The sequence below is a fragment of the Burkholderia sp. Bp9142 genome, from assembly GCF_003853415.1.
Classification (GTDB): domain Bacteria; phylum Pseudomonadota; class Gammaproteobacteria; order Burkholderiales; family Burkholderiaceae; genus Burkholderia.
In genome coordinates this window covers 1-12,060 of sequence record NZ_QTPP01000015.1, presented here as the reverse complement: position 1 = coordinate 12,060, position 12,060 = coordinate 1, and the positions used below count along the sequence as shown (strand labels likewise).

Here is a 12,060-nt window from a genome sequence, read left to right as displayed (position 1 = left end):
TCCACGTAAACGTCAGCGCCGGCATCGTGCGATGCCGGCCGCCGAACAGAACAAAAGCGGCGGGGGCGGCCCGTACCGCGCCGCCGGCCGCCGGTCAGGCCGCCTTCGCGTGCTTCGCGGGTTCCGCCGGGCTTGCACCCGCGTCGGCGCGCGCCGGGTTGTTCGGATGCGTGGTCCAGTTCGCGTAGTCGCCCGCGTCGACCCGCTCCATCGTGATGCATTGCTCGACCGGACACACATGCATGCAAAGATTGCACCCGACGCACTCCGCATCCACCACCTCGAAATGCCGCACGCCGTCCTTCTCGGCGGTGATCGCCTGGTGCGACGTGTCCTCGCACGCGATATGGCACAGCCCGCACTGGATGCAGCGGTCCTGGTCGATGCGCGCCTTGATGTCGTACTTCAGGTTCAGGTATTTCCAGTCGGTGACGTTCGGCACCGCGCGGCCGCGCACGTCGTCGAGCGTCGCGTAGCCCTTCTCGTCCATCCAGTTCGACAGCCCGTCGGCGAGATCCGACACGATCCGGAAGCCGTAATGCATCGCGGCGGTGCACACCTGCACGCTGCCGGCGCCGAGCACCATGAACTCGGCCGCGTCGCGCCACGACGAAATGCCACCGATGCCGGAAATCGGCAGGTTCGGCGTTTCCGGATCGCGCGCGATCTCCGCGACCATGTTCAGCGCGATCGGCTTGACCGCAGGGCCGCAGTAGCCGCCGTGCGTGCCCTTGCCGTCGACGGTCGGCATCGGCGCCATCTGGTCGAGGTCCACCGCGACGATCGAGTTGATCGTGTTGATCAGCGACACGCCGTCCGCGCCGCCCTTGTAGGCGGCACGCGAGCCCGTCCGGATGTCGCTGATGTTCGGCGTGAGCTTCACGAGGCATGGCAGCTTCGACCCTTCCTTGACCCAGCGCGTGACCATCTCGACGTATTCCGGCACCTGGCCGACGGCCGCGCCCATCCCGCGCTCGCTCATCCCGTGCGGGCAGCCGAAGTTCAGCTCGACCGCATCGGCGCCCGTATCCTCGACGAGCGGCAGGATCCATTTCCAGTCGCGCTCGTTGCACGGCACCATCAGCGACACGATGAGCGCCCGGTCGGGCCAGTCGCGCTTCACCTGCGCGATCTCTCTCAGGTTCACGTCGAGCGGTCGATCGGTGATCAGCTCGATGTTGTTCAGCCCGGCGATCCGCTGGCCGTTCCATTGCACCGCGCCGTAGCGCGAGCTGACGTTGACGACGTGCGGATCGAGCCCGAGCGTCTTCCACACGACGCCGCCCCAGCCCGCCTCGAATGCGCGGTTGACGTTGTACGCCTTGTCGGTCGGCGGCGCGGACGCGAGCCAGAAGGGATTCGGCGAAGTGATGCCTGCGATGGTGCAGCGAAGGTCGGCCATGTTCGGCTCCGTGAAAATGGGGCGTTTATCGTGATCCGCGCGGCGTGCGTGACGCTCGCGATGCGCGCGATGCCGTTGCGTATGTCGCGTTCACGCGGCCTTGGCATCGCGCTGCGCGAGCGCCGCGGCGATCGCCGCGGCCGCGCGCTTGCCATCCTGCACGGCCTGCACCGTGAGATCGATGCCGCCGGTTGCCGCGCAATCGCCGCCGGCCCACACGTCGGGCCACGCGGTGCGTCCGTCCGCATCGACCGCGATGCGCGTACCGTCCGCCGTCAGCAGCGCGGCCGCGACACCGTCCGGCACCAGCGTCTGGCCGATCGCCTTCAGCACCATGTCCGCGTCGACGGTGAAGCGCTCGCCCGACGCGGCCTCGAATTCGACGCCCGTCACGTGCCCGTCCGCGCCCGCGATGCGCACCGGCTTCGCATGCGTGACGAGCGTGACGCCGCTCTTTTGCGCGAACTCGCGTTCGGCCCAGGTCGCGCTCATCGTGTCCACGCCGCGCCGGTACACCATCGTCACGCGCACCGCGCCGAGCTTGCGGCTCTGCACGGCCGCGTCGATCGCCGTGTTGCCGCCGCCGATCACGACCACGCGCCGCCCGACCGGCACGTTCTCCAGCCCGTCGGCCTGCCGCACCTGCTCGATGAAGTCGACCGCGTTCATCACGCCTGCCAGTTGCTCGCCGTCGATCTCGAGCGTGCGCACGCCGCCCAGGCCCATCGCGAGAAACACCGCGTCGTGCCGCTCGCGCAGCGCGTCGAGCGTCACGTCGCGGCCGAGCGCGACGCCCGTCTCCAGCGCGATGCCGCCGACCGACAGCAGCCACTCGACCTCGCGCTGCGCGAAATCGTCGACGGTCTTGTAGGCAGCGATCCCGTATTCGTTCAGGCCGCCCGCCTTCGGTCGCGCATCGAACAGCGTGACGCGATGCCCGGCCACCGCGAGCCGGTGCGCGCACGCAAGCCCGGCCGGCCCTGCACCGACCACCGCGACATGCCGCCCCGTATCGGGCGCACGCGTGAAGCGCACCGCGCCGGTCGCCATCGCCCAGTCGGTCGCGTGCCGCTGCAGCGCGCCGATCGCGACCGGCTGCGCATCCTGATGATTGCGCACGCACGCGCCTTCGCACAGGATCTCGGTCGGACACACGCGTGCGCACATCCCGCCGAGCGGGTTCGCGGACAGGATATCGGTCGCCGCGCCCTTCAGGTTGCCGTTGCCGATCTTGCGGATGAAGCTCGGTATGTCGATCTGCGTCGGGCAGGCCTGCACGCACGGCGCGTCGTAGCAGTAGTGGCAGCGGCTGGCTGCGGCCGCGGCGGCAGTCGGATCGAGCAGCGGCGCGATATCGGCGAATTCGCACGAGAGTTGCGTGGACGACAGGCGATGCGCGGCGATATCGCCGGTTGGCTGGGTGGTCATACGCGTTCCTTCGACTGGGTGGAGACAAAGCCGTCCCCGCCGGCTGCGAATGCACAGTCGGGGCGGTCATGCTTTGGCGTGCCATGGTCAGGCGGTGAACCGCCTGCCGGCTGCGCTACATTCGATCCGTCATGAAGCCGGCTCGCAGGCACGCGACAGCATCGCGTGCAGCAGCACGTTCGCGCCGGCCTCGATCCACGCAGGCGTCGCGTCCTCGATCTCGTTGTGGCTGATGCCGTCAACGCAGGGCACGAACACCATCGACGTCGGCGCGACCTGCGCCAGGTAGCACGCGTCGTGTCCCGCACCCGACACGATGTCGCGATGCGAATAGCCGAAGCGGTCGGCCGCGCCGCGCACGGCGGCCACGCAAGCCGGATCGAACGCGACGGGTTTGTAGTAGAAAATCTGCTCGAGTGCGGTGTCGAGCCCGATCTCGCCCGCGATGCGCGCGACGCCGTCGCGCAGCGCGGCGTCCATCTCCGCGAGCACGGCGTCGTCCGGATGACGGAAATCGACGGTGAAGAACACGCGGCCCGGAATCACGTTGCGCGAGTTCGGGTGGACCTGCATCATCCCGACCGTCGCGCAGCCGAACGGCGCGTGATCGAGGCCGATCCGGTTCACGAGATCGACGACGCGCGACGCGCCGAGCAACGCGTCGCGGCGGCGCGGCATCGGCGTCGGCCCCGCATGCGCTTCCTGGCCGGTGAACGTGATCTCGTACCAGCGCTGCCCCTGCGCGTCGGTCACGACGCCGATCGTCTTGCACTCCGCCTCGAGAATCGGCCCCTGCTCGATATGCAGCTCGAACGCCGCGTGCAGCTTGCGGCCGCCGCACGGCACGGCGCCCGCATAGCCGATGCGCGCCAGCTCCTCGCCGATCGTCTTGCCGTCGACGTCCTTGCGCGACAGCCCGTACTCGAGCGGAAAGACGCCCGCGAACACGCCCGACGCGACCATCGCCGGCGCGAAGCGCGAGCCTTCCTCGTTGGTCCAGATCACGACTTCGACCGGATGCTCGGTCTCGATGCCGTGATCGTTGAGACTGCGAATCACCTCGAGGCCGCCGAGCACGCCGTAGATGCCGTCGAAGCGGCCGCCCGTCGGCTGCGAATCCGCATGCGAGCCGGTGACGACCGGCGCCGCGTCGGCCACGCGGCCCGCGCGGCGCATGAACACGTTGCCCATCGTATCGACCGTCACCGTGCAACCGGCCGCCTTCGCCCAGCTAACGATCAGGTCGCGGCCGGCCTTGTCGAGATCGGTCAGCGCGAGGCGGCAGACACCGCCCTTCGGCGTGGCGCCGATCTTCGCGACCTCCATCAGGCTGTCCCACAACCGCCTGCCGTCGACCTTGATCGACGTGTCGAATGCTGCCCGCTTCACTGTTTCCGATACCGCGTCCATACGTATCGCTCCTGTGGGGTCGGTCATGTCGTCATCCCGGTCGCTGCCGGTGCACGCATTGCTGCAGTCGGGGCAAACCCGCACCCGCGAGGTGCAGATGCGCATCGTTCGCGCGATTCGTCCGATCGATCGGCGGAGTACCGGCACCGCGCTCCGCCGCTCGTTGAATCCTGTCCGATTGGACAGGTTTTAGACGATCAAAATGCGCAGCGCAATGTCTTTCTTGCGTGACTCGGTCGAGCGAGAAACGTGCCACCGCATCGCAGCATCGCGCATGCGCGGATGTGCGCACGCACGTGCGCTCGACGCGAACCAGCGGCTAGAATGAAGCCCAACGCGGCATGCATGCCGCGCGAGGGCAACGATGAGACATGACGAAGCGGCCACCGAAGCCGGCGGCCACGACGAAACGGGCACGCCTTTGCGGCGACGCAAGGCGCACATCCGCGAGTCCAACGAGGCGCATCTGCTGGCCTGTGCGGAAGCCGTGTTCGCGGAGCGCGGGCTCGACGGCGCGAGCACCGCGATGATCGCCGAACGTGCGGGCCTGCCGAAAGCGAACCTGCATTACTACTTCCCGACGAAGCTTGCGCTGTACCGCCGTGTGCTCGACGACCTGTTCGAAGACTGGCACCGCGCGGCCGGATCGTTCGAGGCCGGCGACGATCCGGTCGAAGCGATCGGCAGCTACGTGCGCGCGAAAATGGATCTGTCGCGACGGCGCCCGCTCGGCTCGAAAGTGTGGGCCAACGAGATCATCCACGGCGCCACGCACATGCAGGACATCCTGTCGGAACGCGTGAAGCCGTGGTTCGACACACGCGTGAAGGTGATCGAAGGCTGGATCGCGCGCGGACTGCTCGCACCGATCGATGCGCATGCATTGATGTACCTGATCTGGGCGACCACGCAGCACTATGCGGATTTCGACGCGCAGATCCGCGCGCTGAGCGGCAAGCGTGCGTTCACGCAGAAGGCCTTCGCCGAGAAGACCGAGCAGGTCGTGCAGCTCGTGATCCGCGCATGCGGTGCGGTGTCGCCGAACGCGAACGTATAGCGCGTAGCGCGATCGCGCATTCCCGGGAAAGCAAAACGGGCGACGGGCACGATGCCCGTCGCCCGCGTCGCGAGACGGCGTACGTGCCGTCCCGTGCGTGATGCGCGAATGCGTTCGCGTTACGCGACGCGCTCGATCGCGATCGCCGTCGCCTCGCCGCCGCCGATGCACAGCGATGCGATGCCGCGCTTCAGCCCATACGCCTCGAGCGCGGCCAGCAGCGTCACCATCACGCGCGCGCCCGATGCGCCGATCGGATGGCCGAGCGCACACGCGCCGCCGTGCACGTTGACCTTGTCGTGCGGCAGGTCGAGATCGCGCATCGCGGCCATCGCGACGACCGCGAAGGCTTCGTTGATCTCGAACAGGTCGACGTCGCGCAGGTTCCAGCCGGTTTTCTCCGACAGCTTGCGGATCGCGCCGATCGGTGCCGTCGCGAACAGGCCCGGCTTGTTCGCGTAGCTCGCGTGCCCGATGATCACGGCCTTCGGCGCGAGGCCGAGCCGCTCCGCTTCCGAGCGACGCATCATCACCAGTGCGGCCGCGCCGTCGGAGATCGACGACGAATTGGCCGCCGTCACCGTGCCGCCTTCGCGGAATGCCGGCTTGAGCGTCGGAATCTTGTCGAGCTTCGCGTTGCCCGGTTGCTCGTCGATCGACACGACGGCTTCCGTCTTGCCGGCCTTCACGGTCACCGGCGCGATCTCCGACGTGAAGCGCCCGTCCGCGATCGCGCGTTGCGCGCGCGTCAGCGATGCGATCGCGAACGCATCCTGTTCCTCGCGCGTGAATTGATAGGCCTGCGCGCAGTCCTCCGCGAACGTACCCATCAGCCGGCCCTTGTCGTACGCATCCTCGAGCCCGTCGAGGAACATGTGGTCGAGCACCTGGCCGTGACCCATGCGCATCCCCGCGCGCGCCTTAGGCAGCAGGTACGGCGCATTCGTCATGCTCTCCATCCCGCCCGCGACGGCCACGTCCGCCGACCCGGCCAGCAGCAGATCGTGCGCGAACATCGCGGCCTTCATCCCGGAGCCGCACATCTTGTTGACCGTGGTCGCACCCGCGCCCAGCGGCAATCCGGCCTTCAACGCGGCCTGCCGCGCCGGTGCCTGACCCTGGCCGGCCGGCAGCACGCAGCCGAACACGATTTCATCGATGCGCTCGGCGGGCACGTTCGCACGCTCGAGCGCCGCGCGGATCGCCACCGCGCCGAGCTCGCTCGCGCTGGCCGCGGCCAGGTCGCCCTGAAAACCACCCATCGGCGTGCGCGCCGCGCCGACGATTACGATCGGATCCTGTGTCGTCATGATCGAGTTCCTCCAGTTCCAGTGTCAGCGCGGTGCCATGCGCAGCGCGCCATCGAGACGAATGACTTCGCCGTTCAGCATCGTATTCTCGGCAATGTGGCGCACCAGCGCCGCGAATTCATCGGGGCGGCCGAGCCGCGGCGGGAACGGCACGCTCTTGCCGAGCGCGTCCTGCACGTCCTGCGGCATGCCGGCCATCATCGGCGTCGCGAAGATGCCCGGCGCGATCGTCACCACGCGAATGCCGAACCGCGCGAGTTCGCGCGCGATCGGCAGCGTCATGCCCACCACGCCGCTCTTCGATGCCGCATAGGCCGCCTGCCCGATCTGTCCGTCGAACGCCGCCACCGACGCGGTGTTGACGATCACGCCGCGCTCGCCTTCCGCGTTGGCGTCCTGCTTCGACATCGCGTCGGCCGCCAGCCGGATCATGTTGAACGTGCCGACCAGGTTGATCGACACCGCGCGCGCGAAGCGATCGAGCGAATGCGGGCCTTCGCGGCCGACGACCTTCTCGCCCGGCGCGACGCCCGCGCAGTTCACGAGCGCATCGATGCGGCCGAACGCGTCGCGCGCGGCGGCAACGGCCGCCTGACCGTCGGCTTCGCTCGTCACGTCGGTCTTCACGAAGCGTGCGGACGTGCCGAGTTCATGCGCGAGGCTCACGCCGGCGTTTTCATTGACGTCCAGCAGCATGGCGTTGCCGCCTTCGGCGACCACCATGCGCGCCACCGCCGCGCCGAGGCCCGAACCGGCGCCCGTAATCAGAAAAACGCGATCCTTGATATTCATTCGCACTCCGTATTCGGTATTCAGGATTGAGCGGTCTTGTCGGCTTCCATCTTGCGCAGCACGAAGCGCTGGATCTTGCCGCTCGGGGTTTTCGGCAGCGCGTCGACGAAGTCGATCGCGCGGGGATAGGCGTGGGCCGACAGTCGCCGCTTCACGTGCTGGCTCAGTTCGTCGGCCAGCGCCGGCGTGCCCTCAAAACCTTTCGACAGCACGACGAACGCCTTGACGATCTCCGTGCGCTCCGGGTCCGGCACGCCGATCACCGCGGCCTCGCTCACGGCCGGATGCTCGATCAGCGCGCTTTCCACGTCGAACGGGCCGATCCGGTAGCCGGACGACGTGATCACGTCGTCCGCGCGGCCGATGAAGCTCACGGTGCCGTCCGGCTCGAGCTCGACGTTGTCGCCGGTCCGGTAGTAGCCGCCCGCGATCGCCGGCGTGTCCTGCTGCCAGTACCCGTGGAACCACAGCAGCGGCGAGCGCGCGATGTCGATCGCGAGGTTGCCGGGCTCGCCCGGGCCGAGTTCGCGACCGGCTTCGTCGAGCACCGCGACGCGGTAGCCGGGCATCGCGAAACCGGCCGAACCGGCATGAACGACGTGCGTGAGTCCGTGATGGTTGTTCACGACCATCCCGAGTTCCGTCTGCCCGTAGTGATCGTGGATCGGCGCGCCGAGCGCTGCGTGAAACCAGCGCACGACTTCCGGATTCAGCGGTTCGCCCGCGCTGCTGACGACCCGCAACTGCCCCTTCAGCCGCGCCGCCGCTTCGGCGCCGGCCGCCATCAGCATCCGGTACGCGGTCGGCGAACCGGCGAGGCTCGTGATGCCGAGCCGTTCGATCACGTCGTAGGTGCTGTCGACCGTGAAGCCGCCCTCGTACAGCGTCGTTGCATGGCCGAGCAGCAGCGGGCCCGTGATCGCGTAATAGAGACCGTATGCCCAGCCCGGATCGGCGATGTTCCAGAAGCGGTCGCCGTCGCGCAGGTCCACCGCGTCGCGCATGTATGCGCCGAACGCGAGCAGTGCGCGCAGCGGCACCGGCACCCCCTTCGGCAAGCCCGTCGTGCCCGACGTCGACATCATCATGAACAGGTCGGTGCCCTTGCGCGGCACCGCCTCGAAGGTGTCGGACTGCGCGTCGAGCGCCGCGCGGAAATCGACGTCGCGGGCCGGCAGCGCGTCGCCCGGCTCGCGCACCGTCGCGACCCGCGGGCAATCCGCGATCTCGTCGAGCTTCGCGCGATTCGCGATGTTGGTGACGACCAGCCGCGCATCGCTCATGCGCAGCCGGTGCTCGATCGCCTTCGGTCCGAACGCGGTGAAAAGCGGCTGATAGACGGCGCCCGCGCGCCACGTGCCGAGGATCGTCGCGACGAGTTCGGGCGTGCGCGGCAGCAGGCCGGCCACCACGTCGCCCGGCTTCACGCCCTGCTCGACCAGCAGGTTCGCGACACGCGCCGACAGCGCCTGCATCTGCGCGAACGTAAAGCTGCGGTGCCGGCCGCCGGCGTCGATCCAGTCGAGCGCGATCGCGTTCTCGTCCGCCGCCGCATGCCGGTCGCAGCATTCGACGCAGGCGTTCAGGCCCTGCTCCAGGTCGCCGTGCAGACAGGCAGCGGCGGTCTCGATACGGAAGCCGGCCACGGCGTCGGCGTAGGCCGGCACCACCCGGGCAGTTGCTCCATCACGCATGCGTGTCTCCTGTTCGTTATGACCGCCGGCGAACCGGGGGTATATCGATGATGGTAGACAGCCGTCACATTGCAATCAATGACAAACAGAATCTAGAATCGTGATCGCTTTTGCCATATCTGGGGGGCATGAAAAATGGGGCCGCAGATGATCTCGCCGGATTTCGTCGAGGATGCGCTCGAGAGCCTGCGCCGGCAGCGGATTCCGGCCGGGCCCGTGCTGCGCGCCGCCGGCCTGTCGGCCGCCGTGCGCGAGCCCGTCACGCCGCAACAGTACGGCCGGCTGTGGCTGGCGATCGCCAGCGCGATCGACGACGAATTTTTCGGGCTCGCGGCCCGCCCGATGCGGCGCGGCAGCTTCACGCTGCTGTGCCACGCCGTGCTGCACGCGGGCACGCTCGAGAAGGCGCTGCGGCGCGCGCTGCAGTTCCTGCGCGTGGTGCTTGACGAACCGCACGGCGAGCTCCTGGTCGCCGACGGCCAGGCGCAGATCGTCCTCGCGCCGTCCGGCGCGCCCTATTCGGCATTCGCTTACCGGACCTTCTGGCTGATCCTGCTCGGCGTCGCCTGCTGGCTGATCGGCCGGCGCATTCCGCTGCAGCGCATCGATTTCGCGTGCCCGAGCCCCGATCAGCGCAGCGACTACCACCAGTTCTTCGGGGTACCGGTACATTTCGACCGCCCCGACAGCCGGCTCGCATTCAACGCCGCGTATCTCGCGCTGCCGACGATCCGCTCCGCGCAGGCGCTGAAGACCTTCCTGCGCGGCGCGCCCGGCAACCTGCTGGTCCGCTACCGGCACGACACCGGCTGGGTCGCAAAAACGCGCGCCCACCTGAAAGCGCAGCCGGCCGCCGAGTGGCCGGACTTCGACACGCTGGCCGTGCGCCTCGGCACCACGCCCGCGACGCTGCGGCGACGCTTGCGCAGCGAGGGACAGAGCTTCGCGTCGATCAAGGACGAACTGCGCGGCGCGCTGGCCCAGTCGCTGCTGCGCGGACACACGCTCAGCGTCGCGGAGATCGCGGCGGAACTCGGCTTCACCGAGCCCAGTGCGTTTCATCGCGCGTTCCGGAAATGGACGGGCACGAGCCCGGGCGCGTTTCGGCGCGACGTCAATGCGGCGCAGCCGGAGCATTGATGCGCGACGCGGCCCGGGCACGCTGCGGGATCAGCACGACATGCCGTCGATGCTGGCGGCCACACCCTGCAGCGGACGCGAAAACGGCTTGCAGCCCTCGTCGTGGGCGAGCGACGTCGACGACAGCCCGACGATCCACGGGATGTCGGCCCCGCCAAGCCGGCTCGCCGGCTTCCCGGTATAGCGCTCGGTCGCCATGAACGGCGCCTGCGCGACGATGCCGATGAAATACGACTTGACCGCGATCGCATTGAAGTGCTGGTAGATGCCGCCGTCCTGCCGGAAGAACGAATCGACGTCGTATTCGCCGTGACACGCGAGGAAGTCGTCGACCAGGTTGGTCGCCGTCCACGGCACGAGCACGCACAACAGCAGCAGGATGAAGTTCGTCTAGCCGGTTTGTGTTCGATCGCTTCAGTGCCCGACCGCGACTCACTGCGCGGATATCGATACTCGTCACCGGCACAACGTTGCGCATGGGCCGATCCGATCACATACTGATCGGCTCGTGCGAACCGGACCGCTGCGATGGTGACTGTCGATCAGGGTGCCGCTTCAGTGCTGGGGATCGTCGGATCTGCCGTGTCCCTGCTGGCAGCGATTCCGTACGCGCTCGCGATTTACCGGCGCACCGTTCGTCCGCATATGTTCACCTGGCTCATCTGGTCGATCGTCACGGCGATCGCGGCCGCCGGCCAGTTCGTTGCGAGCGCCGGACCGTCCGCGTGGTGCACGGCGGCGATTGCGCTCACGTGCTTCCTGACGTTCGTCGCGAGCCTGTTTCGAGGCGAACGCGGCTGGACCCGCATCGACTGGTTTTTCCTGGGCGCGGCGCTATCGGCGATTCCGCTCTGGATGCTGACCGACGACCCGACGATGTCGGTCTGTCTGGTCACGCTGATCGAGCTTGCCGGCCTCGGCCCGACCGTGCGCAAGACGCTCCGCGATCCGTGGAGCGAGAGCCTTGCGTATTTCGCGTTGTGCGTGCTCAAGTACGCGCTGGCGCTGCTGGCGTTGAGTACGTGGAATGTCGCGGTCGCGTTCTATCCTTCGGTCAACATCCTCGCGTCGCTCGGCATCTGCTTGCTGATGATGGTGCGGCGTCAGGCGCTGTCGAAACCGGAGTAGCCTCTGTCGCGTAGCTGCGGCGCCCGAATGTGCCAGCCGCCGCCCGCTTGCCGATCATGCGCGGAATCCCGATCCTTCGAACCGATGCGAGGCCCCGATATGAATGCAGTTCGTGCAGTCATCGAACCCTATGAAGCCGCACTTCGAGCAGCGATGCTGGCCAACGACGTCGACGCGCTCGACGCGTTGCTGGATGACGATCTGATCTTCACCATTCCAAGCGGACAGGTGATTTCGAAGCACGATGATCTGTCCGCGCATCGTGCGAAGCTGCTGCGTCTGGAAGCGCTCGATCGCCAGGAGACGCAGGCGAATGCGATAAGCGAGATGATCCTCACCACGACCAAGGCAGTGCTTGCCGGTCATTTCGGCGGCATCGCGGTCAACGGTACATTCGCCTATACGCGCCTGTGGCGCCGATCAGGGAGCACCTGGCGTGTCGTTGCCGGACATGCATCGCAGATCGGTTGAGTCCGCGACGGCCACGCCCCCCGCCTCGCGGCCATCGCGCGTTTCCGGCGCCACAAATGCAAAAACCCCCGCCTTTCGGGCGGGGGTTTCTGGCTTAGGGAGCCTGACGATTACCTACTTTCACACGGGAATCCGCACTATCATCGGCGTAGAGTCGTTTCACGGTCCTGTTCGGGATGGGAAGGGGTGGGACCGACTCGCTATGGTCATCAGGCAAAGAGGGTTGTC

11 protein-coding genes and 1 rRNA gene are annotated in these 12,060 nt (G+C 67.8%); 4 read left to right on the top strand and 8 right to left on the bottom strand.

Annotation, left to right across the window (positions count from 1 at the left end; all coding sequences use genetic code 11):
• Positions 1-94 precede the first annotated feature (94 nt).
• From preA to DIE22_RS18225, 3 genes are all read right to left on the bottom strand, one after another.
• On the bottom strand, positions 95-1,402 hold the full coding sequence (preA, locus tag DIE22_RS18235) for an NAD-dependent dihydropyrimidine dehydrogenase subunit PreA (protein WP_124498406.1): 1,308 nt from the start codon (positions 1,400-1,402) through the stop codon (positions 95-97).
• 90 nt (positions 1,403-1,492) lie between these two features.
• A complete protein-coding gene (locus tag DIE22_RS18230) occupies positions 1,493-2,830 on the bottom strand; it encodes an NAD(P)-dependent oxidoreductase (protein WP_124605727.1) in 1,338 nt (445 codons plus the stop codon).
• Between the two features lie 129 nt (positions 2,831-2,959).
• Positions 2,960-4,240, bottom strand: coding sequence for a Zn-dependent hydrolase (locus DIE22_RS18225; protein WP_124605726.1), 1,281 nt, complete (start codon positions 4,238-4,240; stop codon positions 2,960-2,962).
• A gap of 364 nt (positions 4,241-4,604) precedes the next feature.
• Here DIE22_RS18225 and DIE22_RS18215 point away from each other — a divergent pair, with 364 nt between their 5' ends.
• Positions 4,605-5,297, top strand: coding sequence for a TetR/AcrR family transcriptional regulator (locus DIE22_RS18215; RefSeq protein WP_124605725.1), 693 nt, complete (start codon positions 4,605-4,607; stop codon positions 5,295-5,297).
• A gap of 119 nt (positions 5,298-5,416) precedes the next feature.
• On the opposite strand, the gene DIE22_RS18210 is transcribed toward DIE22_RS18215, so the two are convergent.
• The 3 genes from DIE22_RS18210 to DIE22_RS18200 are packed head-to-tail and all read right to left on the bottom strand — an operon-like array spanning position 5,417 to position 9,093.
• Entirely contained in the window at positions 5,417-6,607 is a 1,191-nt protein-coding gene (locus DIE22_RS18210) for an acetyl-CoA C-acetyltransferase (protein ID WP_124498410.1), read from the bottom strand.
• Positions 6,608-6,631: 24 nt separating this feature from the next.
• The gene (locus tag DIE22_RS18205) at positions 6,632-7,399 is read right to left on the bottom strand and encodes a 3-hydroxyacyl-CoA dehydrogenase (RefSeq protein ID WP_124498411.1); all 768 of its coding nucleotides are present in this window, start codon (positions 7,397-7,399) and stop codon (positions 6,632-6,634) included.
• A 20-nt stretch (positions 7,400-7,419) separates the two neighbouring features.
• Entirely contained in the window at positions 7,420-9,093 is a 1,674-nt protein-coding gene (locus DIE22_RS18200) for an acyl-CoA synthetase (protein ID WP_124605724.1), read from the bottom strand.
• Positions 9,094-9,228: 135 nt separating this feature from the next.
• On the opposite strand from DIE22_RS18200, the gene DIE22_RS18190 reads away from it, so the two are divergent.
• On the top strand, positions 9,229-10,233 hold the full coding sequence (locus DIE22_RS18190; protein ID WP_124605723.1) for an AraC family transcriptional regulator: 1,005 nt from the start codon (positions 9,229-9,231) through the stop codon (positions 10,231-10,233).
• 30 nt (positions 10,234-10,263) lie between these two features.
• Here DIE22_RS18190 and DIE22_RS18185 read toward each other — a convergent pair whose 3' ends face one another.
• Positions 10,264-10,611, bottom strand: coding sequence for a cytosine permease (locus DIE22_RS18185; RefSeq protein WP_311767748.1), 348 nt, complete (start codon positions 10,609-10,611; stop codon positions 10,264-10,266).
• Positions 10,612-10,761: 150 nt separating this feature from the next.
• Between DIE22_RS18185 and DIE22_RS18180 the strand changes: the two genes are divergently transcribed.
• The gene (locus DIE22_RS18180; RefSeq protein WP_124605722.1) at positions 10,762-11,361 is read left to right on the top strand and encodes a hypothetical protein; all 600 of its coding nucleotides are present in this window, start codon (positions 10,762-10,764) and stop codon (positions 11,359-11,361) included.
• 99 nt (positions 11,362-11,460) lie between these two features.
• A complete protein-coding gene (locus tag DIE22_RS18175; protein ID WP_124605721.1) occupies positions 11,461-11,832 on the top strand; it encodes a nuclear transport factor 2 family protein in 372 nt (123 codons plus the stop codon).
• Positions 11,833-11,933: 101 nt separating this feature from the next.
• On the opposite strand, the gene rrf is transcribed toward DIE22_RS18175, so the two are convergent.
• Positions 11,934-12,046 (bottom strand): 5S ribosomal RNA (gene rrf / locus DIE22_RS18170).
• Positions 12,047-12,060: the final 14 nt, after the last annotated feature.